The sequence below is a fragment of the Streptomyces sp. NBC_01352 genome (assembly GCF_036237295.1).
GTDB lineage: Bacteria > Actinomycetota > Actinomycetes > Streptomycetales > Streptomycetaceae > Streptomyces > Streptomyces plumbiresistens.
The window spans coordinates 7,438,333-7,461,119 of the sequence record NZ_CP108354.1 but is presented as its reverse complement, the minus strand read 5'-3'; the positions used below and the strand labels follow the sequence as shown (position 1 = coordinate 7,461,119).

General features: G+C 69.0%; 18 protein-coding genes and 1 pseudogene. 7 read left to right on the top strand and 12 right to left on the bottom strand.

All coding sequences use genetic code 11. From position 1 onward, the window contains the following. Window positions 1-80: 80 nt before the first annotated feature. The 6 genes and pseudogenes from OG252_RS34590 to OG252_RS34565 all read left to right on the top strand — a co-directional run bounded on the left by OG252_RS34590 (window position 81) and on the right by OG252_RS34565 (window position 8,104). Window positions 81-1,049, top strand: coding sequence for a hypothetical protein (locus tag OG252_RS34590; protein ID WP_329341090.1), 969 nt, complete (start codon window positions 81-83; stop codon window positions 1,047-1,049). Between the two features lie 145 nt (window positions 1,050-1,194). Beyond that, complete coding sequence (chvE, locus tag OG252_RS34585) at window positions 1,195-2,307, top strand: multiple monosaccharide ABC transporter substrate-binding protein (protein ID WP_354006249.1); 1,113 nt, start codon at window positions 1,195-1,197, stop codon at window positions 2,305-2,307. Between the two features lie 32 nt (window positions 2,308-2,339). Then, window positions 2,340-3,890, top strand: coding sequence for a multiple monosaccharide ABC transporter ATP-binding protein (mmsA, locus tag OG252_RS34580; protein ID WP_266440005.1), 1,551 nt, complete (start codon window positions 2,340-2,342; stop codon window positions 3,888-3,890). Further along, complete coding sequence (mmsB, locus tag OG252_RS34575) at window positions 3,887-5,131, top strand: multiple monosaccharide ABC transporter permease (protein ID WP_266440003.1); 1,245 nt, start codon at window positions 3,887-3,889, stop codon at window positions 5,129-5,131. Before mmsA ends, mmsB begins: the two co-directional genes overlap by 4 nt. 52 nt (window positions 5,132-5,183) lie before the next feature. Then, window positions 5,184-6,251 (top strand): annotated as a pseudogene (locus tag OG252_RS34570) (aldose epimerase family protein); the annotation flags it as partial. Window positions 6,252-6,445: 194 nt separating this feature from the next. After that, window positions 6,446-8,104 carry a pyridoxal phosphate-dependent aminotransferase gene (locus OG252_RS34565; RefSeq protein ID WP_329341084.1) on the top strand — a complete coding sequence of 553 codons (1,659 nt, stop codon included), beginning with the start codon at window positions 6,446-6,448 and terminating at the stop codon, window positions 8,102-8,104. Window positions 8,105-8,121: 17 nt separating this feature from the next. On the opposite strand, the gene OG252_RS34560 is transcribed toward OG252_RS34565, so the two are convergent. The 7 genes from OG252_RS34560 to OG252_RS34530 form a co-directional block, all read right to left on the bottom strand. Then, window positions 8,122-9,555: a family 43 glycosylhydrolase gene (locus OG252_RS34560; protein WP_266439998.1), complete on the bottom strand. Its 1,434-nt coding sequence runs from the start codon at window positions 9,553-9,555 to the stop codon at window positions 8,122-8,124. Continuing rightward, on the bottom strand, window positions 9,537-10,523 hold the full coding sequence (locus tag OG252_RS34555) for an arabinan endo-1,5-alpha-L-arabinosidase (RefSeq protein WP_329345251.1): 987 nt from the start codon (window positions 10,521-10,523) through the stop codon (window positions 9,537-9,539). The genes OG252_RS34560 and OG252_RS34555 overlap by 19 nt, the downstream gene beginning before the upstream one ends. A 205-nt stretch (window positions 10,524-10,728) precedes the next feature. Beyond that, window positions 10,729-11,025, bottom strand: coding sequence for a hypothetical protein (locus OG252_RS34550; protein ID WP_266439996.1), 297 nt, complete (start codon window positions 11,023-11,025; stop codon window positions 10,729-10,731). A gap of 211 nt (window positions 11,026-11,236) precedes the next feature. Continuing rightward, window positions 11,237-11,890 carry a DUF4360 domain-containing protein gene (locus OG252_RS34545; protein WP_329341069.1) on the bottom strand — a complete coding sequence of 218 codons (654 nt, stop codon included), beginning with the start codon at window positions 11,888-11,890 and terminating at the stop codon, window positions 11,237-11,239. A gap of 224 nt (window positions 11,891-12,114) precedes the next feature. Next, window positions 12,115-12,645: a TSUP family transporter gene (locus OG252_RS34540; protein ID WP_329341067.1), complete on the bottom strand. Its 531-nt coding sequence runs from the start codon at window positions 12,643-12,645 to the stop codon at window positions 12,115-12,117. Next, complete coding sequence (locus OG252_RS34535; RefSeq protein ID WP_329341065.1) at window positions 12,642-13,244, bottom strand: sulfite exporter TauE/SafE family protein; 603 nt, start codon at window positions 13,242-13,244, stop codon at window positions 12,642-12,644. Before OG252_RS34535 ends, OG252_RS34540 begins: the two co-directional genes overlap by 4 nt. A 118-nt stretch (window positions 13,245-13,362) precedes the next feature. After that, window positions 13,363-13,821 carry an RrF2 family transcriptional regulator gene (locus OG252_RS34530; protein WP_266439991.1) on the bottom strand — a complete coding sequence of 153 codons (459 nt, stop codon included), beginning with the start codon at window positions 13,819-13,821 and terminating at the stop codon, window positions 13,363-13,365. Between the two features lie 83 nt (window positions 13,822-13,904). Here OG252_RS34530 and OG252_RS34525 point away from each other — a divergent pair, with 83 nt between their 5' ends. Continuing rightward, complete coding sequence (locus OG252_RS34525) at window positions 13,905-16,916, top strand: glycoside hydrolase family 35 protein (RefSeq protein ID WP_266439989.1); 3,012 nt, start codon at window positions 13,905-13,907, stop codon at window positions 16,914-16,916. A 21-nt stretch (window positions 16,917-16,937) separates the two neighbouring features. On the opposite strand, the gene arfA is transcribed toward OG252_RS34525, so the two are convergent. The 5 genes from arfA to OG252_RS34500 all read right to left on the bottom strand — a co-directional run bounded on the left by arfA (window position 16,938) and on the right by OG252_RS34500 (window position 22,692). Further along, entirely contained in the window at window positions 16,938-18,452 is a 1,515-nt protein-coding gene (gene arfA, locus OG252_RS34520) for an arabinosylfuranosidase ArfA (protein ID WP_266439987.1), read from the bottom strand. A 107-nt stretch (window positions 18,453-18,559) separates the two neighbouring features. Beyond that, entirely contained in the window at window positions 18,560-19,528 is a 969-nt protein-coding gene (locus OG252_RS34515) for an arabinan endo-1,5-alpha-L-arabinosidase (RefSeq protein ID WP_329341062.1), read from the bottom strand. Window positions 19,529-19,550: 22 nt separating this feature from the next. Continuing rightward, entirely contained in the window at window positions 19,551-20,411 is an 861-nt protein-coding gene (locus OG252_RS34510; RefSeq protein WP_266439983.1) for a carbohydrate ABC transporter permease, read from the bottom strand. Beyond that, window positions 20,408-21,346, bottom strand: coding sequence for a carbohydrate ABC transporter permease (locus tag OG252_RS34505; RefSeq protein WP_329341060.1), 939 nt, complete (start codon window positions 21,344-21,346; stop codon window positions 20,408-20,410). The genes OG252_RS34510 and OG252_RS34505 overlap by 4 nt, the downstream gene beginning before the upstream one ends. Next, window positions 21,343-22,692 (bottom strand): extracellular solute-binding protein, encoded by a 1,350-nt coding sequence (locus OG252_RS34500; protein ID WP_329341058.1) that lies wholly within the window; start codon window positions 22,690-22,692, stop codon window positions 21,343-21,345. Before OG252_RS34500 ends, OG252_RS34505 begins: the two co-directional genes overlap by 4 nt. Window positions 22,693-22,787: the final 95 nt, after the last annotated feature.

Here is a 22,787-nt window from a genome sequence, read left to right as displayed (position 1 = left end):
CTTCCGTACCGGCGTACACCCAGCCCCCCCACGCCTTGAGCCGCGAACTTCGTCCGAAATACCGAACAGAAGGACAGACAGTGACCGACGCTTCCGCCACGGCGGCCCGCAGGCCCGGTGAGCAGGCACTCACCACCCTCGGCCTGGGCGCGCCCGCCCTCGACCCCGCGGACGCCTCACCGCACACCTTCCCCGGCGGCGGCAGCTGGCGCACCGAGGTTCCCTCCTGCGAGGGTCCCGAAGCGCTGGCCGTCGTCCTGAAGGAGGCCTCCCGCCTCGACGTGCCGATCCACCGGATCAGCCAGGGCAGCGGTGTGTGGATGCTGACCGACTCCGAGATCACCGAGATGGTCGAGGCGACCGACGAGCGTGACATCGAGCTCTGTCTGTTCACCGGACCGCGCGGCACCTGGGACATCGGCGGCTCGACCCGGACCGACTCGCGCGGCGGCGGCCTGCGTGCCCGCGGCCACGACGCGGTCGCCGGATGCGTCGAAGACGCCGTCCGGGCAACCGAGTTGGGCGTCAAGTGTCTGCTGGTCGCCGACGAGGGCGTGCTGTGGACGCTGCACCGGGCGCGGCTGGCCGGGATCATCCCGGCCGACACAACTCTCAAGGTGAGCGCCCTCATCGGGCCCGTGAACCCGGCCGCGTACGCGGTGTACGAGAACCTCGGTGGCGACTCGATCAACGTGCCGAGCGATCTGACGCTCGATCACCTCACCGAGATCCGGCGGGTTTCCGCCGCTCCCATGGACATGTACATCGAGGCTCCCGACGACCTCGGCGGCTACGTGCGGATGTACGAGGTCGCCGAGCTGATCCGGCGCGGCGCACCGATCTATCTGAAGTTCGGCCTGTCGAAGGCCCCGGGGATCTACCCGTACGGCCATCACATGCGCGACGTGACCTTGAACAGCGCCCGGGAGCGGGTGCGGCGCGGCCGGCTCGCCCTGGACCTGCTGGCGCGGCACGGAGCGGACGGCGACATGGCTCCGCTGGGCTCCCGGCTGCCCGGCGATCTGCGTCGGTTCGAAACGCCCTCATAACGTTCCGGACAACGCCCCTTCACAAAAGGCCACGCAGCCGCACACAATCCCACACACCCCTTCTTCGGTCAGCACCTCGCACCGCGCCAGGCAGCGTCCCCGCATCGCCAGACCGAGCCCGCCCCACACATCAAGGATGATGATCATGCGTACTCGCCGAGCCTCACTCGCCGCCATAGCCGGCGCTGCCTCCCTCGCCCTGACCCTGTCCGCCTGCGGCCAGAGCGGCGAGGGTGGCAGCGAGGAGGGCTCCGGCAGCTCCGAGGGCGCCACCATCGGCATCGCGATGCCCACCAAGTCCTCCGAGCGCTGGATCGCCGACGGCAACAACGTCAAGAAGGACCTGGAGTCCAAGGGCTACAAGACCAAGCTGGTCTACGGCGAGGACGACCCGGACCAGCAGGTCTCGCAGATCGAGAACCTGATCACGCAGGGCGTCAAGGCCCTGATCGTCGCGGCCATCGACAACAAGTCGATGAACAACGTCCTCCAGCAGGCCAAGGACGCCGACATCCCGGTGATCTCCTACGACCGCCTGATCCTCGGCACCGAGAACGTCGACTACTACGCCTCCTTCGACAACGAGAAGGTCGGCGAGCTCCAGGGCAACTACATCGTCGAGAAGCTCGGCCTGAAGGACGGCTCCAAGAAGGGCCCGTTCAACATCGAGCTCTTCGCCGGCTCGAACGACGACAACAACACCCGCTACTTCTTCCAGGGCGCGATGAACGTCCTGCAGCCCTACATCGACAAGAAGCAGCTCGTCGTCCGCTCCGGCCAGACCGAGCTGACCCAGGTCACCACCCTGCGCTGGGACGGCGGCACCGCCCAGAAGCGCATGGACGACATCCTGACCTCGGCCTACAAGAGCGAGCGGGTCGACGCCGTCCTCTCGCCCTACGACGGCATCTCCATCGGCATCCTCTCCGCGCTGAAGTCGGACGACTACGGCTCCAAGAGCAAGCCGCTGCCGATCGTCACCGGCCAGGACGCCGAGGTCGCCTCGGTGAAGTCGATCATCGCCGACCAGCAGTCGATGACCGTCTACAAGGACACCCGCGAGCTCGCCAAGGTGTCCTCGAACATGGTCGACGCGCTGCTGAACGACAAGAAGCCCGAGACGAACGACACCAAGACGTACGACAACGGCTCGAAGGTCGTCCCGGCCTTCCTGCTGGAGCCGGTCGCCGTCGACAAGGCCAACTACCAGACGGTCGTCGTGGACTCCGGCTACATCAAGGAAAGCGACCTGAAGTAACCGCCACCCCCTAGTGATTGGAAGGCACGACCATGGCGGGACCCGTCCTGGAAATGCGCTCGATCGTCAAGACCTTTCCCGGCGTCAAAGCGCTGTCGGACGTCACACTGACCGTCCAGCAGGGCGAGGTCCACGCCATCTGCGGGGAGAACGGCGCCGGCAAGTCGACCTTGATGAAGGTCCTCTCCGGCGTCCACCCGCACGGCACGTACGAGGGCGAGATCCTCTTCGAGGGTGACGTCTGCGAGTTCAAGGACATCCGGGCCAGTGAGCATCACGGCATCGTGATCATTCACCAGGAACTGGCCCTGGTGCCCTACCTCTCCCTCGCGGAGAACATCTTCCTCGGCAACGAACACGCCAAGCGCGGGTTCATCAACTGGAACGACACCCTCAAGCACGCCAGCGAACTGCTGCGCCGGGTCGGTCTCTCCGACCACCCGGAGACCCGCGTCGCCGACATCGGCGTGGGCAAGCAGCAGCTCGTGGAGATCGCCAAGGCGCTGTCCAAGAAGGTGAAGCTGCTCATCCTGGACGAGCCGACGGCCGCCCTGAACGACGAGGACAGCGGCAAACTCCTGGATCTCATCCTGGAGTTGAAGAACCAGGGCATCACCTCGATCATCATCTCCCACAAGCTGAACGAGATCCGCAAGGTCGCCGACTCGGTGACGATCCTGCGGGACGGGCGCACCATCGAGACGCTCGACGTGAAGGCCGCGGAGACGACCGAGGACCGGATCATCAGCGGGATGGTCGGCCGCGATCTGGAGCACCGCTTCCCGGAGCGCACTCCGCACCAGCCGGAGGAGGGCGCCTCGCCCGCCCTGGAGATCCGGGACTGGACCGTGCACCACCCGATCGACCAGCAGCGCAAGGTGGTCGACGACGTGTCGCTCCAGGTGCGCCGCGGGGAGATCGTCGGCATCGCGGGCCTGATGGGCGCCGGGCGCACCGAACTCGCGATGAGCGTCTTCGGCCGCACCTACGGCCGGTACGCGGGCGGCACGGTCCTCAGGGACGGCAAGGAGATCCGTACGAAGACCGTCTCCGAGGCGGTCAAGCACGGCATCGCGTACGTCACCGAGGACCGCAAGCACTACGGCCTCAACCTCATCGACAACATCAACCGGAACATCTCGCTCAGCGCCCTGGGGAAGGTCGCCAAGCGGGGTGTCGTCGACGAGCACGGGGAACGGCAGGTCGCCGAGGGCTTCCGCAAGTCCATGAACATCAAGGCGCCGACCGTCTTCGAGCCGGTGGGCAAGCTGTCCGGCGGCAACCAGCAGAAGGTCGTCCTCAGCAAGTGGATCTTCGCGGGTCCGGAGGTGCTGATCCTGGACGAGCCGACGCGCGGGATCGACGTCGGCGCCAAGTACGAGATCTACACGGTCATCGACCAGCTGGCGGCCCAGGGCAAGGCGGTCGTCTTCATCTCCTCCGAGCTGCCGGAGCTGCTGGGCATGTGTGACCGCATCTACACGATGGCCGCGGGGCGGCTGACCGGTGAGTTCTCGCGGGCCGAGGCCTCGCAGGAATCACTGATGCGCCAGATGACAAAGGACAAAGAGGTAACCCGATGAGCACGGACGTGACCGCCAAGACGCCGGCCCCCGCGCCGCCCGGCAAGGGCGGTTCGGCAACCGGTGACGGCCTGCTGCAGCTGATGCTGGACGGCATGCGCCGCAACATGCGGCAGTACGGCATGCTGTTCGCCCTCGGCCTGATCGTGGTGCTGTTCGCCGTGTGGACCGACGGTGACCTGCTGCTGCCGCGCAACGTATCCAACCTGGTGCTGCAGAACAGCTACATCCTGATCCTCGCGATCGGCATGATGCTCATCATCATCGCCGGCCACATCGACCTGTCGGTCGGCTCACTGACGGCGTTCGTGGGCGCGGTGGGAGCCGTGCTGATGGTCAACCACGACATCGCCTGGCCCATCGCCCTGGTGATGTGCCTGGCCATCGGAGGGGCGGCCGGCGCCGCCCAAGGGTTCCTCATCGCGTATCTCGGCATCCCGTCGTTCATCGTGACACTGGCGGGCATGCTGACCTTCCGCGGGCTCACGGAGATCTTCCTGGAGGGCCAGACGATCGGCCCGTTCCCGGAGGGTCTGCAGAAGGTCGCCAACAGCTTCCTGCCCGAGGTCGGCCCCAACACCAACTACCACAACCTCACCCTGCTGCTCGGTCTCGCGGTGATCGCGTTCGTGGTCTTCCAGGAGATCCGCGACCGCAAGCGCCAGCAGGAGTTCGCCCTCGAGGTGCCGCCCGCCAAGCTCTTCGCGCTCAAGCTCGTCGCGCTGGTGGCCGCCGTGCTCACCGTCACGATGCTGCTCGCCAGCTACAAGGGCGCCCCGATCGTGCTGCTGATCCTCGGCGTGCTGGTCGTCGGCTTCGGCTACGTCATGCGCAACGCGATCATCGGCCGGCACATCTACGCGATCGGCGGCAACCTGCCCGCGGCCAAGCTGTCGGGCGTGAAGGACAAGAAGGTCACCTTCCTGCTCTTCCTGAACATGGGCATGCTCGCGGCCCTGGCGGGTCTGGTCTTCGCCGCCCGCTTCAACGCGGCCTCGCCCAAGGCCGGCCTCAACTTCGAACTCGAGGCGATCGCGGCCGCGTACATCGGCGGCGCGTCGATGAGCGGCGGTGTGGGTACCGTCCTCGGCGCGATCATCGGCGGTGTGGTCCTGGGCGTGCTGAACAACGGCATGAACCTGGTCGGCATCGGCACCGACTGGCAGCAGGTCATCAAGGGCCTGGTACTGCTGGCGGCGGTCGGATTCGACGTATGGAACAAGCGCAAGGTCGGCTCGTAGACGACCGGGCCAGAGCCCAGGGGCCCCGCCGGCAGGCGGGGCCCCTTCCACTTCCACGGGAGGCAGGAAGCCGGTGAAGTCGCTCTTCGGCAAGCTCGCCGACGGCACGGAGGTCCACAGCTGGGCCCTGGAGAACGGCGGCACCCGCCTGAAGGTCCTCTCCTGGGGCGGCGTCGTCCGGTCCCTGGAGATCCCGGACCGTGCGGGCCGGTACGCCAACGTCTGTCTGGGCTTCGACACCATCGAGGACTACGTCGCGGGCAGCCCGTACTTCGGCGCGCTGATCGGCCGCTACGGCAACCGCATCGCCGAGGGCCGGTTCACCCTGGACGGCGAGATCCACCAGGTGGACGTCAACGACGGCGCCAACAGCCTGCACGGCGGCGCCCAGGGCTTCGACAAGCGGGTGTGGGACGTCGAGCCGTTCACCGAGGGCACCGACGTCGGCCTGTACCTGTACCGCACGAGCGCCGACAGCGAGATGGGCTACCCCGGCACGCTCAGGACGAAGGCGACGTACACGCTCACCCGGCAGGGCGACTGGCGCATCGACTACGAGGCCACCACCGACCGGGCCACCGTCGTCAACCTCACCAGCCACGTCTACTGGAACCTGGCCGGCGAGAGCAGCGGCACCGTCCACGACCACGAGCTGGAGATCGCGGCCTCCCGCTACACGCCGGTCGACTCGGGGCTGATCCCCACCGGCGAGATGGCGGACGTGGCGGGCACCCCCTTCGACTTCCGGCGCCCCAAGACGGTCGGCGAGGACCTCCGGGCCGCCCACCAGCAACTGCTGTACAGCAAGGGCATCGACCACAACTACGTCCTCGACAAGGGGATCACGGGCGAGCCGGAGCACGTCGCGACGCTGAAGGACCCGTCCTCCGGGCGGACCATGAAGATCGCGACGACCGAGCCGGGCCTGCAGTTCTACTCCGGCAACTTCCTCGACGGCACCCTCGTGGGCAGCGGCGGCACCGTCTACCGCCAGGGCGACGCCCTCTGCCTGGAGACGCAGCACTACCCCGACTCTCCGAACCACCCGTCGTTCCCGTCCACCGTGCTGCGGCCGGGGCAGACCTACCGGACGACGACGGTGCACTCGTTCGGCGCGTGAGTCCTCTTCACCGGTAGCGCTCTTCACCAGTAACGCTCTTCACAGGTGGCGCACAAGTTCCTACCCGTTTCTCAGCGGTTGAACAGCGCCACCCCAGACTCCGTATCTAAGGGCGGCCCGTGCTCCCCCGCGCGGGCCACCCAAGACGACGGGCCCGGTCGTCCCCACCGGGCCCGCCCCATACGGAGGCTCCCTTGGCTGACAACGTCACCTCGCTGTTCCGCAGCACCGCGGCGCACAGCCCGTCGATGGCGGCGCTGACCCGTGAGGGCGGCGAAGGGGCCGGGCCGGTCGACTTCTGTATCCCCTGCAACCCCTACTTCCCCACCCCCGCCATGTTCGACGACATGGCGGCCCGGCTGCGGGACATCATCACGTACTACCCGAGCAGCGCCGACACCATCACGGCCGAGCTGTGCAGTCTGCTCCAACTCCCGCCGCAGTGCGTGGCGATGGGCAACGGCTCCACCGAACTCATCACCTGGATCGACCACCTGATGGTGCGCGAGTCCCTCGCCATCCCCGTCCCCACCTTCGGCCGCTGGACCGACCAGCCGATGGAGACCGGCAAGCGGGTCGACATGTTCCCGCTCCAGGAGTCCAGCGGATTCGCCCTGGACCTCGCCCAGTACGCCGAGTTCATCCGCGCCCGCGGCACCCGGGTGGCCGTCATCTGCAACCCGAACAACCCCGACGGCGGCTTCCTGCACAAGCACGCGGTCGTGCAGTTCATGGACGCCATGGCCGACCTGGACCTGGTCGTGATCGACGAGTCGTTCCTGGAGTTCGCGGACGCGGAGGTCGAGCCGAGCGTCGTCCACGAGGCCATGCTGCGGCCCAACGTGGTCGTCCTGCGCAGCCTCGGCAAGAACTTCGGCCTGCACGGCATACGGTTCGGCTACCTGGTCGCCAACCCGGCCCTGGCGGGCCGGATCCGCTCGATGCTCCCCAAGTGGAACCTCAACTCCTTCGCCGAGCACGTGGTGTTCATCCTGAAGGAGCACGGCGCCGAGTACGCGCAGAGCCTCCAGCAGGTCCGCCGCGACCGGCTGGACATGGCCGGCCAGCTCGCGAACCTGCCCGGCCTGACCGTCTACCCCTCCCAGGGGAACTTCCTCTTCGTACGCCTGCCCGTGGGCGCCGAAGGCACCGTGGTCCGGGACCGGATGCTCACCGAGCACCGGATCCTCGTCCGCGAGTGCGGCAACAAGATCGGCTCCTCAAGCCGCTTCCTGCGACTCGTGGTGCGCCCCCAGGTGGACGTGCGTCGCCTGGTGTCCGGCCTGGAACAGGTGCTCTACGGGACCAGGAGGGGAGCCGCCGTGCCCGAGCTGGCTACAGGGACCAGCTACAGCTCGGGTACGGCGGCAGTTGACCGGTTGGTCGGTGCCACCAACGGCGCCGGCACGCAGGGCCTCGCCGCTCAGGCCATGGCCGCCGCGCCGGGGTTCTCGTCCGCCCCGTCCGTCGGCGCCGGCATGCCGATGCCCGCCGCGGCACAGACCGCTCAGCCGGGTCAGCCGTTCGGGGCCGGGATGCCGATGCCGGCGGTGGCCCAGGCAGCCCCACAGCCGGTCGGCTACCCGGCCCCGACTCCGGTACCGGCGCCGATGCCCACTCCCATGCCCGCGCCCATGCCCGCTCAGATGCCCGCGGCAGCCGCCGCGCCCGCCGCCGCGATGGGCCAGACCCCACCGGGCGTCCCGGCCCGCGGCGGCCTCACCGCGGCCCAGGTCCGCGGCATGACCGCCCCGAGCTCCGCCCAGGACCTGACGGCGGCCCCGGCGACCGGCTGGCCCAACGCCCAGGCCCAGAGCTGGCCGAACGCGGCGGGGATGGGCCAGGCCGGGTAGCCCGGCCTCCACCCGTCCTACACCGGGTTCAGCCGCCACTGCTGGCAGGTGTTGTTCAGCCACGTCCACTGACGTACGTCGGCGGAGTCCGCGGTGGAGCAGTTCGCGACGTCGGCGACCTTGCCGGTGGCCTGGTTCACGATCCTGACGTAGCCGCTGTCGGTGGCGACGAACCGGTACCGCTGGCAGGTGTTGTTCAGCCAGGACCACTGGCGCAGGTCGGCACCGTCGGCGGAGGAGCAGTCGGCGGTGTCGAGCACCTTGCCGGTGGCGACGTTCACCAGTCTGCTGGTGTCGTCGCCCTGGTCCTCGATCCGCCACCGCTGGTTGTTGCCGCCGCTGCAGCCGTACTGCTGCACATTGGCCCCGTCGGCCGTCGAACTCCCGGCGACGTCGAGGCACTTGCCGCTGTTGCGGTTGGTGATGGTGTACGTCGTCGAGGCGGTGGAGGGCTCACCGGACGGACCCGTCACGCTCGCCCCGAGCCTGACCGGCGTACCGAAGTTCGGCGTGCCGTCGGAGTTCCAGGCGATCTTCTGGGCCCGTGCCGTACGCCCGTTGTCGCAGCCCTCGGAGGCGGCGTCGTTGGCGTGGTAGACGATCCAGTCCTCGGTGCCGTCGGGGGACTTGAAGTGGCCGTGGTGACCGGGACCGTAGACACCGTTCGCGTCGTTGCGCTGGAACACCGGCGTGGACTTCTTCGTCCAGGAGGACGCGGCCAGCGGGTCGGAGCCGGTGAGCGTGAGCTGGCCGAGCTTGTAGTCGGGGGTCCAGCAGCCGCTCGCCGAGTAGATCAGGAAGGTCCTCCCGCCGCGCTGGAGGATCTCCGGCCCCTCGTTGACCGTACCGCCGGACGTCTCCCAGGAGTTGGTCGGCGTGGAGATGGTCGAGAAGCCGGTGGCGAGGGTGTACGGGTTGGACATCCTCGCCGCGACGAGGTTCTGCGTGCCGCCGCTCGCGCTGCCGAACAGATACAGCTGCCCGTTGATGGTGGCGACCGACGGGTCCAGCATCCAGGCGGAGTTGAGCTGGTTCCGGTACGTGTACGGCCCGGTGGGATCGGACCCGGCGCTCTCCAGTACGTGCGTCCGCTGGGTCGGGATGTAGTCGGACACGTTCTGCCCGGCGACGTAGTACAGGTACCAGCGGCCGTTGAGGAAGTGGATCTCGGGAGCCCAGATGTTGCAGCATCTGGACGCCGCGTCGCCCTTCCACACCTCGATGTTGGGAGCGGTGGCGAGTCCGGCGAGGGTCGCGGACTTGCGCATGGTGATGACGTCGGTCCAACTCGTCGTCACCATGTAGTAGTTGCCGTTGTGGTACGAGATCCAGGGGTCGGCGCCCTTCTGCGCCTTGACCGGGTTGGCGAACGAGGCCGCGCTCGCGGAGGGCTGCCCGAGCGACAGGGCGAGCAGCAGCGCGGCCAGCAGGGTCAGTATGCGACGGGCCATCCGCTGCTCCAGTTCAGAAGGTTGATGCCGAGTTTGGGTGTGCCGTTGGCGTTGCCGTCGTAGTAGTGGTAGACGATCAGGTCGCCGTCGGCGTCGTTCATGACCGACTGTCCGCCCGGGCCGATGACGCTGCCGTGGGACTCCAGCACGGGCGTCCCGCCGTTGTTCATCATCGAGACGCCGTTCTTGTCGTAGTACGGCCCGGTGATGCTGGTGGCGCGGCCGACCTTGACCTTGTACGTCGAACTCGTGCCGGCGCAGCAGGTGTCGTACGAGGCGAAGAGGTAGTAGTAGCCGCCCCGTTTCACGATGTACGGCGCCTCGACCGCCTTGGTGCCGGTCGGGCGGGAGGCGAGCGAGTACCGCGTCGTGTTGGTGGAGAGCTGCTTGCCGGTGGACGGGTTGATCTGGATCATCTTCAGGCCGGTCCACCAACTCCCGAAGGAGAGCCACCACTTGCCGTCGTCGTCCACGAAGAGGTTCGGGTCGATGGCGTTGTAGTCGCTGGAGGTGGTGGAGGTGTAGACGGTGCCCTGGTCCGTCCAGGAACCGGCCAGCCCGGTGCTCGACGTCGCGAGGCCGATGGCCGACTTGTTGGAGCCGAAGGTCGAGACGGCGTAGTACATCAGGTACTTGCCGCCGTGGTACGAGATGTCGGGCGCCCAGGCCTCGGTGGCGTACGACGACCACCAGCCCGGCTTGGTGCCGAAGGCGTCGCCGCCGTTGGTGAAGGCGACACGGTCGGTGGAGCTCTTGTAGCCGAGGCCGCCGCCGGTGCCGTAGAGCAGGTACCGGCCGGACGAGTTGCGGATCATCGTCGGGTCGTGGACGACGACGTCGCCGGTGACCCGGCCGGGGTTGGGGTACGCCGACGCGCTGCTCGGGATCAGGGCGAGCAGGACGGCCGCGGGGACGGCGAGGAGTGCGGTTCTGCGGGGGAGACGGGGCGGGCGGGACTGGCGGGACATGCGGGGGGTGCGGGAGGTGCGGCTCACGCGGGGCCTCCTTGCGTGGGGGTACGGTCCGTTCGGTGTTCGTTCGGTATTTCGATCACCGATCAGAACTTCGGACGGACCGTAGAATCGAACCCCTTGCGCGTCAATGGTCCGCGCAGCCCCAGTAGTCGCGGCTACGGCTGGGGCGAGGCCCCCTCAGACCCGCTTCGCACCTCCGTCAGACCCCCGGCCCGAAGTCCGCCTCCAACCGCTCCCTCCAGCCGGCGTCCGCCAGCCCCGCCCCCACCAGCACGTCACGCCAGTCCTCCTTGGCCAGCTGCAGCGCGTCGAGGAGGCGGTCCATCCGGCCGCGGCTGCACAGGAGGGTCGCGGCGGCGATGCGCTCCTTGTCCTCCTTGTCGCCGCGTTCGGCCAGGTGGTGGACGAGTTCGGCGAGGAGTTCCCTCACGACCTGGCCGTCACGTCCGGGGAAGTCCTTGGCGATGCGCTGTTCGACGCGTCCGGTCAGCCTCATTCGTACTCCCATACGCAAGCCCTCCGAAACTTTTGACCCGTTTCGTCCCTTTGGAACGCCACGCTACCTCGCCCCGGCCCGCCCGACGGGCCGTCCCCCAAGGGACTTGACGGATCGTCGCTCCGTCCGTCGCGAAACGACCGACGGCGGCCCCGTCACGCACGGGGCCGCCGCGGAACCGTCGAGGGCGACCGGACCCGGCGCCGCTGCCCTACGCCTCCGGACACTCCTTCCACGCCAGGTGGTAGACCGTGCTGATGTCCCCGTCCGTCGAGTCCATCGTCATGAAGCTGACCTTGCCGGGGGACTGCGTCCCGGCGCTGACCCGGAGCTCCGTGTTGATGTTGAAGTTGCGCTGGACTCCGCAGGGCGCCCAGACCAGTTGGGCCCAGTCCGTCGTGTCGGTGGCCTGCCAGTTGTCGTCGTGGGGGCCGGTGAAGGGGTGGTTCTTGTACACCGTGCTCGACGAGCCCTGGAAGTAGTACGAGGCTCTCTGGACGGCGCTCGCGCCGGGCTGGAGTGCGGCGAAGCCGCGGTAGTCGGCGCTGGCGATGGCGTAGGTGAAGCCCTGCGGGACGTGGACGATCAGGTTGAGCTGGCAGTTCTTGCGGAAGGCCGTGGGGTCGGAGTTGCCGCCGGCCTGGGCGAGGTAGTCGCTGTAGGTCACGGTGAAGGCGGTGTTGTCCTCGGAGACGGCGATCGCGGCCGTGCCCTGTGGGCAGCCGGAGCCGTTCACCGTGGCGACCTTGATGACGATCTTGTCCGGGGGCGGGTCCTCGAACCCGGAGGACGGGCCCTGCGCGGGCAGTGCGGCGGTGAGCAGCGCGGTGATCGCGGCGCCGCTCAGGAGCAGGCCAGTAGTCACTGTCTCTCCCCTTCGGTGGGATCGGTGGGGGGTGGATGCGCCCCGGCTCCGAACTCCGGCTCCGAACTCCGGCTCCATGGAGAAACTGTGGAGTTGCTGTGGAGGATCGAGGCGTTCGCATCGTAGGAAGCCCGATGCGTCATGGACAGGTCAAACTCCGGCCATTCACCCCGGCCCGTTCACATCCACCAGGGTCACATCCACCCGGGTCACATCCATCCGGGTCACACCCGCACCGGCTGCGGCTCCGCCGTCACCTCCGCGGCCGTCTCCCTCAGGTGCGCCCGGACCGAGTACGCCAGCGCCCCCGCCCACAGCGCGTACAGCACGACGTACACCGCCGTCGCGAGCGTCCCGGACACCGCGAGCCAGTCGCTCCTGAGCAGCGTCCGGGCGTTCGTGACGCGGATGACCCCTCCCACCGCAGAACCGAGAACGCGCGGCGGCACCAGCCGGACCAGCCACGCGGCGAGCGGCGCCGCGGCCAGGCCTCCGAGGAGGAACGCGGCGACCCAGAGGGAGTCGATGCCCTGGGAGCCTAGGGAGAGGAGAAAGCCGAGGCTCGCGGCGACGGCGACGAGGAACTCACTGGTGTCGATGGAGCCGATCACCTTGCGCGGCTCCATGTGGCCGCCGGCCAGCAGCGCGGGCGTGCCGACCGGGCCCCAGCCGCCTCCGCCGGTCGCGTCGAGGAAGCCGGCGACCAGGGTCTGTCCGGCGGAGCAGGTCGCAGGAAATCGGCTGCGCCTGATCAACGCAGGTGAGCGGGGTCTGATGCGTCCAGCTGCAAGGCGGAGGAGGGCGTCGACGCGATGGGGGTCCCCCCCGCGCGAGGTTGTTCGAGCGTGGGGGAGTCGACAACCGACGACAACGCCGCAGATGGGCGTGCCAGACCCCGCGTCTGCGGCATGATCCGCCGGACAGGCCCTGGGCCGAGCGGGGTGAGGAAGCGGCGGCGCAGGGGCTTGCCGAGCTTGCCCTCGGGCAGGCCGCGGAAGGTGAAGCGGGACAGGACGTAGAAGCCGAGACCGAGCAGGATCAGGGACATCACGGGCGCGGCGACCTCGGTCGAGAGCTTCGACAGGACGGTCGCGCCGAGGAAGGAGCCCACCGCTCCCGGCACGCCGATCCTCGCGACGACCTTCCAGTCGACGTTCCCGAAACGCCAGTGCGCGGCGCCCGACATCAGGGTGGTGCCGATCTCGGCGAGGTGGACCGTGGCCGAGGCGGCGGCCGGGTTGGTGCCCAGGGCGAGCAGCAGGGTGGTGGAGGTGACTCCGTAGGCCATGCCGAGGCTGCCGTCCACGAGCTGGGCCCCGAGGCCCGCGAGGGCGAGCAGAATCAGCGTGCGCATGGGTCGTCGTCCCGTCGTGTCCTGGGTTTCCTACCGAGTGAGTAGGGATGAACGGGACGTGACCCTAGGTCGTCATTCTGAGTGCAACCTGAGACCCGGATGAGGGCCCTTCACAGGCTCAGGGGTTCTCCCAGGCCGCCGGCTCCGCCGCCAGCTGCCGTACCGGCTCGGGCAGGGCGTCCGCCGCGATGTCGGCGATGGTGACGCCCTCCAGGATCCTGCGGACGTTGGCGCGCAGCGCGACCCACAGCGGCAGCAGGGGCTGGGCCGATCCGGTGTACGCGAGGCCGGTTGGGCGCTCGCCGCGCACCGACACGATGGGCCCGTCGACTGCGCGGATGACGTCCGCTACGGTGATCGCGGTGGCCTCGCGGGCGAGCCGGTAGCCGCCGCCCCCGCCGCGCCGGCTGTCGACGATCCCGCCGCGCCGCAGATCGCCGAGAATGCCCTCCAGGAACTTGTGCGGGATGCCCTGGACGGCTGCGACGGTCTCCGCCTTCACCGGCCCGTCGTCCTGTCGTACGGCGAGCTCCAGCACCGCACGTACCGCGTAGTCCGCCCGCGCAGAGATCCTCATACGACAATTGTGCGGCGTCCGACCGTACAGAATGACCCAGCACCCACGGTCGCGGACGACCAGGCACAACAGGAGGCGCTCCCTTGGGGCTCAGCAGACGTACTTTCAGCGCCCTCGCCGGCACCACGGCGCTCGGCCTCGCGCTGACCGGCAGCGGCAGCCTTGCGACGAACGCCCGCACGTCCCGCAGCGTGCCCACGGGCCCTCCGCCGAGCCCGCCCACCGCCGACGGCCGCCGGCACTCGGTCGGCTTCGACCGGTACTCGCTGATCGTCGACGGCCGGCGACTGGTCCTGTGGTCGGGTGAGATGCACCCGTTCCGGCTGCCGAGCCCGTCGCTGTGGCGGGACGTCCTGCAGAAGATGCGCGCGCACGGCCACAACGCGGTCAGCGTGTACGTCGCCTGGAACTACCACTCCCCCGCGCCCGGCGCGTACGACTTCACGGGCGTCCGCGACCTCGGCCTGTTCCTGCGCACGGCAGCCGAGACCGGCCTGTACGTCATCCTGCGCCCGGGTCCGTACATCAACGCGGAGGTCGACGCCGGCGGCTTCCCCGGCTGGCTCACGGCGACCGAGGGACGGGCCCGCACCGCCGACCCGACCTATCTGAAGCACGTCGACGAGTGGCTGACCCAGGTGAACGCGATCGCCGCCCGGCACCAGTTCACCAAGGGCACGGGCACGGTCCTGCTCTACCAGATCGAGAACGAGTACGACCCCTCCGGTGGTGGCGCCGGCCTCGGCGCGACCGCACGGGACTACATGTCCCACCTGTACAAGAAGGTGCGGGCCGACGGGATCGACGTACCGCTGTTCCACAACGACAAGGGCCGAAACGGCCGGTGGCTTCCCGGGTCGTTCGACACCGGGGGCGAGAAGGGGCGTTGGCTGTACGGCTTCGACGGGTATCCCGATCCGGCCCGGACGCCGCCGGACTGGGGGCACTTCGGGGTCGGCGGCCGGACGGGCGGGGCCACGGCCAGTCCGCGGACGCCCGGGTTCCTGCCCGAGTTCGGCGGAGGCTGGTTCGACGGGTGGGGCGGGGCGACCTTCCAGGGCAAGGGGTACGCGGAGGCCCGCCGGACCCGGGACGCGGCGTACGAGCGGCGCTTCCATCTCACCAACCTGGCCAACGGCATCACGCTGAACAACGTCTACATGACCTTCGGCGGCACCTCGTGGGGCTGGCTGCCCGCGCCGGCCGTCTACACGTCGTACGACTACGGGGCGGCCTTCGACGAGGGGCGCAAGGCCGCCACCGCCAAGCTGGCGCCGATGCACCAGCTCGGGCATCTGCTGCAACGCGTGCCGGACTTCGCGAAGCTGGACCGGGCAGCGGCGGTACGGGCGAGGGACGACCGGCTGAAGGTGTACCACCTCACCAATCCCGACACCGGCTTCCATGTCTACGTCGTGCGCAACGACACCGACGAGGACATCTCCTCGACCATGCCGGACGCCGGGTTCGCGGTGCCGTTCACCGTCCCGGCCCGGGACGCGCTGCTGCTGACCGCCGATCTGGCCCTCGGGCGGCGGAAGCTGAAGTACGCCACCGTGCCGCCCATGTTCTGCGTCACGGCGGGGCGGCAGGACATCGCCCTCTTCGCGGGGCGGTACGGCGACATGGCGCAGATCGCGCTGGAGAGCGAACAGGACGTGGAGGCGACGCGGCTGGACCCCGAGGGCGCGTGGATCTACGACCGCGGGCTGCTGCGCGTGACCGCACCGCTCGGCGTGGGCGGGCTGACCCGGGTCAGGGTCGAGGCCGCCGGGTCCGAGCGGCCGCTGCTGCTGCTCTTCGCCGACGACGCGACCTCGCTGCGGCTGTGGCCGTTCGACACCCCGTCGGGCACGGTGCTGGTGTACGGCCCGCCGCTGGTGCGCGAGGTGACCGTGCGCGGCGACACGGTGCACCTGACCGGCGACACGTACGGCGCGACCGGGCTCGAGGTGTGGGCTCCGCGGGGCGTCGGTCGCGTCACCTGGAACCGGCGCCCGGTGCGCACCAGGATCAGCGTCACCGGCAGTCTGCTGGCCGAGCCGCTGCTGCCCGGCGTGGAACCGGTGACGCTGCCCGCGCTGGACTCGGGCTGGCGGCGGCGGACGGAGGACCCGGAATCCGAGCCGGACTTCGACGACTCCGCGTGGACCGTCGCCGACAAGAAGACGTCGTTCAGCATCACGCCCGTGCCCGAGGGGCAGCCCGTGCTCTTCGCGGACGACTACGGCTTCCACTACGGCGACGTCTGGTACCGGGGGCACGTCACGGAGGCAGCGGGCGCGGAATCGGTTGCCCTGTCCTACAGCACGGGCACGCAGGGCCTGTTGATGGCGTGGCTGGACGGGACTCCGCTGGGCACGCACCGGATGCCGGTGCCGGACAAGGACACGGTGGGCAAGGGGAGTTGGGCGGATACCGCCACCTTCGACCTGCCCAGGGTGCTCCCTCAGGGGGCCGGTGGCGCGCACGTCCTGTCCGTCCTCGTCCGGCCGATGCAGCACGACCAGGACGGCGGGGCGGACGACGCGCACAAGGTGGCCCGCGGGCTGACGGCGGTCACCTTCAAGGGGGCCGACGAGGGAGCCTCGTCCCAGCCGGAGGTGAGGTGGCGGCTGCAGGGCGCGGCCGAGCCCGATCCCGTGCGCGGGCCGCTGAACAACGGCGGGCTGTTCGGGGAGCGGGAGGGCTGGCACCTGCCGGGGTTCGCGGACGGCGAGTGGCGGACGGTGGACCTTCCGCACGCCGACCGAGGCCAGGGCGTCACCTGGTACCGGAAGACCTTCCGGCTGGCCCTCGACACCGGGACCGACGCCTCGATCGGGCTCGTCCTGGACGACGACCCGGCCCGCGCCTACCGCGTCCAGATCTTCCTCAACGGCTGGAACATGGGCCAGTACATCAACGACGTGGGCCCGCAGCACACCTTCGTCCTGCCGAACGGGATCCTGCGCACACGTGGTACCAACACACTGGCCCTGGCGGTCCTGTCCGACGGGACCACACCGTCGGGCCCGCGGGACGTACGGCTGACGCTGCTGGGCGTGGCGGCCGGAGGAGTCCCGGTGACACCGGTGGACTCCCCCGGCCGCTGATCCGCGATATTTGCGCCGCTACTACGCCAGCCGGATCACGTTCCAGGACAGCGGCTCCAGTACGGCGGTCAGCGTGCCGTCCGTCAGGGCCGTGCCCTCGACCGGGTGCGGGGCGACCCGTCCGGGCTCGTCGAGGGTGTTGCGGGCGTCGGGGTCGGCGTCCGCCAGGGCGCTGTGCTCGACGACCGAGGTGAGGTCGAGGCCGTTCAGGGCGACCTCGAGGGGCAGCGCGTCGGACTGGCTGCGGTTGACCGCGAAGACGGTGACCGTGCCGTCCTCGGCGCGGACGGCGGTGGCGTGCAGCAGGTCGGTCTCGCCGTACTTCTTCGTCTCGTACGTCGGTGAGTCGACGCGGACGTCGAGGACCTGGCCGCGGCCGTACTTCGAGGCCTGCGCGAACGGGAAGAACGTCGTCTGGCGCCAGGCCGGGCCGCCCGGCTCGGTCATGATCGGCGCGATGACGTTGACGAGCTGCGCGAGGCAGGCGACGGTCACGCGGTCGGCGTGCCGCAGCAGTGCGATGAGCAGCGAGCCGAAGACGACCGCGTCCATCACGCTGTAGTTGTCCTCCAGCAGGCGCGGGGCCTCGGGCCAGTCGTCCTGCCCGAACGACTTCGCGTGCTCCTCCCAGTCGGGCAGGTACCAGACGTTCCACTCGTCGAAGGAGAGGTTGATCTTCTTCTTCGACTTGAGCCTCGCGCCCACGTGGTCCGCGGTCGCGACGACGTTGTCGATGAAGGACTCCATGTCGACGGCGGAGGCGAGGAAGGAGTCGACGTCGCCGTTCTCCGGCCAGTAGTAGGCGTGCAGCGAGATGTAGTCGACGAGGTCGTACGTCTCCTTGAGGACCGTCGCCTCCCACTCGGCGAACGTCGGCATGCTCTGGCTGGAGGAACCGCAGGCGACCAGTTCGACGGTCGGGTCGAGCTGGCGCATCGCCCGAGCCGTCTCGGCGGCGACCCTGCCGTACTCCTCGGCCGTCTTGTGGCCCGTCTGCCAGGGGCCGTCCATCTCGTTGCCGAGACACCACAGCTTGATACCGAAGGGGTCCTTGTCGCCGTGGGCGATGCGCTTCTCGGCGAGTGCCGTGCCGGAGGTGTGGTTGGCGTACTCCTGGAGTTCCAGGGCCTCGGCGACGCCTCGGGTGCCGAGGTTCACGGCCATCATGGGCTCGGCCTGGGGGCCGACCTTGCGGAGGAACGCGATGTACTCGGAGAGGCCGAAGCGGTTCGTTTCGGTCGAGTGCCAGGCGAGGTCGAGGCGGCGGGGGCGGTCTTCGGCGGGGCCCGTCGAGTCCTCCCACTTGTAGCCGGAGACGAAGTTGCCGCCGGGGTAGCGGATGGCTGTCGCGCCGAGTTCGCGGACCAGGTCCAGGACGTCGGTTCGGATGCCGTCTTCGTCGGCGGTGGGGTGGCCGGGTTCGAAGATGCCGGTGTAGACGCAGCGGCCGAGGTGTTCGACGAAGGAGCCGAAGAGGCGGGGGTTCACTTCGCCGATGGTGAAGGCGGGGTCGAGGGTGAAGCGGGCGGTGTGCATGTGCGCCTTTCGGGGTACGGGGTTCTGTTTCGTTGGCGAGTGCGGGTGCGATGTGGCTGGTCGCGCCCGCGCGGCGGTAGCCGCATATCGAGCACAGCCCCGCGCCCCTAACGGACGTTTGGCCAGCCGCTTTTTTCCCAGCTCAGCCTATTCAGCCCTAGCTTTGGCGTGCCCTGGTCCTCTGCGTCGTAGTAGTGGTACGCCAGCCAGTCCTGGCCTCGGTCGCGGAAGACCGACTGGCCTCCTGTGCCCACGTACCTACCGTGGCCGGCCAGCAGCAGGTCGCCGCCGCCCTCCAGCATGGGCTTGCCCGTGCTGTCGGTATACGGGCCTGTGATCGTCGCTGATCTGCCGACCTTGATCTTGTACGTCGAGTTCACGCCGGAGCAACAGGCGTCGTAGGAAGCGAAGAGGTAGTAGTGGCGGCCGTGCTTCACGATGTACGGGCCCTCCACCGCGTACGGCGCGTCCGGCCTCGTCGCCAGGTGATGCACCGTCGCTCCCGGCACCGCCTTGCCCGTCCGCTCGTCCAGCTCCACCATCCGGATGCCCGTCCAGTACGAGCCGAAGGACATCCACAACCGTCCGTCCGCCCTGATGAGGGCGGGGTCGATGGCGTTCCAGGTGTCGGTTCGTTCGGAGGTGAAGACCTTGCCGCGGTCGGTCCAGGTGCCGGGGAGGCCGGTCGGGGAGGTGGCCACGCCGATCGCGGAGTGGTTGGTGCCCCAGGAGGAGACGGCGTAGTAGAGCCAGTACGTGCCGGCGCGGTAGGAGATGTCGGGGGCCCACGGGTCGCCGGTGTCGTTGTACTCGTACCACCAGCTCGGCGGCTCGGCGAAGGCGTTGCCCGCGTCGTCCCAGTGGACGCGGTCCTTCGACGTGCGGGCGCCGATCACTCCGCCGGTCGAATAGGCCACGTAGTCACCGGACTTGAGGCGGATGACGGTGGGGTCGTGGATGATCTGCTGGCCGGTGATCGGCTGGGGGTCGGGGTAGCTGACGTCCGCCGTGGCCGTGGTGGGCAGCAGGGCGAGGAGGGCCGCGGCGACGACCGCGGCGAGTCTGAGGCGCTTCAACTGCGCAGCTCCTTCGGGGGAGTTACTGGCCCGCGAGGCCGGTGTGCGCGACACCCGCCACGATCTGGCGCTGGAAGAAGACGAAGACGATGATCAGCGGCAGGCCCGCCATGAGGCCCCCGGCCATGAGCTGGGCCCACTGGATGCCGTAGGAGTTCATGACGGTCGCGATGCCGTTCGGCATGGTCATCAGGTCGGGGTTGTTGGTCACCATGTACGGCCACAGGAAGTTGTTCCAGGAGGCGATGAAGGTGAAGATGCCGACCGCCGCGAGGGAGGGGCGGGACAGGGGCAGGACGATGGTGAAGAACACGCGCCAGCGGCCGGCGCCGTCGATGAACGCGGCCTCCTCCAGCTCGCGGGGGATGCCCTGGAAGAACTTGTAGAGGATGTAGACCATCGCGGCGGGCGCGCACTGCGGCAGGATCATGCCCCAGTAGGTGTCGACCATCCCCATCTGCTGGACGGTCGTGAAGAGGGGGACGCCGAGGACCGCGGGCGAGACCATCAGGCCGGTCATCACGAGGCCCATCAGGGCGCCCTTGCCGCGGAACTCGGTGCGGGCGAAGCCGTATCCGGCGAGCGCGCTCACGAGCAGCACGACGGCCGTCACGCACACCGAGACGACCAGCGAGTTCACGAACCAGTTGGTGATGTTGCCGGTCTCGAAGATGGCCTTCCAGGCCTGGGCGGTCCACACCTTCGGCAGCCAGTGCGGCGGCACCTCGACGGCCTCGGTCTCGGACTTGAGGGACGTGAACAGGGCCCAGACGAGCGGCGCGAGGAACACGGCGGAGACGGCGGCGCCGAGGAGGGTGAGCAGGATCTGGCTGGGCGTCCAGACCTTGCGGGGCTTGACGCGTATCGGTGCGGCGGTGGTCATCGGCCGCCCTCCTCACGGTTGCGCAGCAGCCACATCCGGGCGAGGGCGACGGCCGCGATGAGCACGAAGAAGATGATGGAGATCGCGGAGGCGTAGCCCACGCGGTAGCTGGTGAAGCCCTGTTCGAGGGTGTACTGCACGAAGGTGCGGGTCGATTCCTCGGGGCCGGGGGTGAAGTCCATCATCACGACGGCCTGGTCGAAGACCTGGAGCGAGGCGAGGATCTGCAGGGCGACGACGAGGCCGGTGATGTTGCGCAGCATGGGCAGCGTGATGTGGACCATGCGGTGCCAGGCGTTCGCGCCGTCCAGCTTGGCGGCCTCGTAGAGGTGCGCGGGGATGCCCTGGAGGGCGGCGAGGTAGAGCAGGAAGCTGAAGCCGACGGTCCACCACAGGGTCGTGATGACGACGGCGAGCATGGCGTACGACTTGTCGGTCAGCCAGGGCGTCTCGATGCCGAAGACGTGGTTGACCATGCCCGTGCCCGGGTTGAACAGCCACTGCCAGAGGTTGCCCGCGACGGTCGAGGGCAGCAGGAACGGCGCGAAGAAGCACAGCCGCCACAGCCACTTGGCGTGCTCGATGTGGTGGGCCAGCATCGCGAGGAGGAAGGCGAGGACGGTGATGCAGGGCACGACCAGGAGCGTGAAGTAGGCGCTGTGGCCGAGCGCGTCCCACATCAGGGGGTCGTTCAGGGCCTCGCGGTAGTTGTCGAGGCCGACGAAGTTCGCGCTGTCGCCGGAGATGTTGGCGTCCGTGAGGCTGAGGTAGACGCCGCGCAGCAGCGGCCAGATCACGAAGAGCACGAACAGGGCGAGGAACGGGGCGACGAACCAGCCGCCGTGCTGGAAGCCCTGCTTGCGGCGGACGGTGGCGCCGGCCGCGGCGGTCCTCGCGCGGGCCGGGGCGAGGACGGTCTGTGCGCTGGTCGTCATGCGACCGCACCTCCCTGCGCGGCGGTCTTGCCGTCCATGGGGTTCTTCATGGCGAGCAGTTCGGTGAGCGTGCTCTTCATCCGGCGGGCGGCGGTCTCCGGCTTGGCGGAGCCCATCGTCGAGGAGACGACGATCGGGCCGACGCGCTGGGCGAGGATGCCGGTGGAGCCCGCGAACCACACCTTCGGCTCGGTGGCCTGGTGGTCCATCGCCGAGGCGTACTCGTTCTGCGGGCTCAGCTTCTTGTACGCGGCCGTGGACAACGTCGGCGTGTAGGCGGGGATGTGACCGCCGGCCGCCCACTGCTGGGCGTGCTGGACGACGTAGGCGGCGAGCTGGTGGGCGGCCTCGTTCGTGGCGCCGCCGCGCTCGGACTGGTGCGGCAGGACGAAGGAGTGCGACTCGGCGTGGGTGGCCTGCTTGCCGAAGACGGGTGGCAGCGGGGTGGCGCCGTAGTCGAGCTTCGCGCCGGAGAAGACGGGCACCGACCAGTTGCCCTCCCAGGTGAAGGGCGCGCCGTTGATGAACTGTTCGCCGTCGGCGGCGCCCGCGGTGGAGTAGCCGTCGGTGACGTGCCGGCGCAGGAATTCCAGGACCTCGGTGGCCTTGTCGGTGTCGAAGGTGACCTCGGTGTCGGCGTCGTTGAAGTAGGTGCCGCCGAGCTGGGTGTAGAACGCGACGAAGAACCACCACATGAAGTTCTGGTCGTTGGCGTGCAGCCCGAGGGTCTGCAGCCCTTTCCTGGTGGCTTTCTTGGCCTCCTTGAGCACGTCGAACCACTCGTCGGCCGAGGTGACCGGGACCATTCGGCCGTCGTCGCCGAGCAGGCCCGCCTTCTTCAGCACGTCCTTGCGGTAGAAGCAGAGCTGGACGTGGATGTCGAGCGGGAGGGCGTAGAGCTCGCCGTCGATGACCGCGCGCTTCCACAGCGCCGGGTTGAAGTCCGCTTCCCGCACGCCGTACTTGGCGAGCAGGTCGACGTCCCAGGGGTCCAGGAGGCGGCCGGGCGAGAAGCCGGTGACCCGGCCCAGGTGCATGACGCCCAGGTCCGGCGCGCGGTTGCCGGCCGCCGCCATGGCCAGTTTGGTGTAGAAGGGGCTGCCCCACTGGAGGGTGGAGTCCTTCACGTCGATGCCGGGATTCTCCTTACGGAAGGCGTCCAGCATCGCGATCATGTTGTAGCCGTCGCCCCCGCTGAAGAGGTTCCAGTACCGCACGCGGGTCTGTGAGCCGCTGGCGAGGGCGTCGGCGCCGGTCCCGAGTGCGGCGAAGCCGAAGCTGCCCGCGACCGTGAGACCGCCCGCCGCGGCCAGGAGTTGCCTGCGGTTCAGGCCAGGTTGTCCCATTCCCTGCCCTAACTGTTCGATATTCCGGATCACGCTCGTAACTTCGAACGGGACCGTAGGTTCGAAGCGCTTGCGCGTCAATGGGGCGGGCAGCA

What these genes read in the sequence shown, in the direction of transcription:
- chvE (WP_354006249.1), top strand. Translation starts at nt 1,195, where the DNA reads ATGCGTACTCGCCGAGCCTCACTCGCCGCCATAGCCGGCGCTGCCTCC.
- mmsA (WP_266440005.1), top strand. Translation starts at nt 2,340, where the DNA reads ATGGCGGGACCCGTCCTGGAAATGCGCTCGATCGTCAAGACCTTTCCC.
- mmsB (WP_266440003.1), top strand. Translation starts at nt 3,887, where the DNA reads ATGAGCACGGACGTGACCGCCAAGACGCCGGCCCCCGCGCCGCCCGGC.
- OG252_RS34560 (WP_266439998.1), bottom strand. Translation starts at nt 9,555, where the DNA reads ATGGCCCGTCGCATACTGACCCTGCTGGCCGCGCTGCTGCTCGCCCTG.
- OG252_RS34555 (WP_329345251.1), bottom strand. Translation starts at nt 10,523, where the DNA reads ATGTCCCGCCAGTCCCGCCCGCCCCGTCTCCCCCGCAGAACCGCACTC.
- OG252_RS34550 (WP_266439996.1), bottom strand. Translation starts at nt 11,025, where the DNA reads ATGAGGCTGACCGGACGCGTCGAACAGCGCATCGCCAAGGACTTCCCC.
- OG252_RS34535 (WP_329341065.1), bottom strand. Translation starts at nt 13,244, where the DNA reads ATGCGCACGCTGATTCTGCTCGCCCTCGCGGGCCTCGGGGCCCAGCTC.
- OG252_RS34530 (WP_266439991.1), bottom strand. Translation starts at nt 13,821, where the DNA reads ATGAGGATCTCTGCGCGGGCGGACTACGCGGTACGTGCGGTGCTGGAG.
- arfA (WP_266439987.1), bottom strand. Translation starts at nt 18,452, where the DNA reads ATGCACACCGCCCGCTTCACCCTCGACCCCGCCTTCACCATCGGCGAA.
- OG252_RS34510 (WP_266439983.1), bottom strand. Translation starts at nt 20,411, where the DNA reads ATGACCACCGCCGCACCGATACGCGTCAAGCCCCGCAAGGTCTGGACG.
- OG252_RS34505 (WP_329341060.1), bottom strand. Translation starts at nt 21,346, where the DNA reads ATGACGACCAGCGCACAGACCGTCCTCGCCCCGGCCCGCGCGAGGACC.
- OG252_RS34500 (WP_329341058.1), bottom strand. Translation starts at nt 22,692, where the DNA reads ATGGGACAACCTGGCCTGAACCGCAGGCAACTCCTGGCCGCGGCGGGC.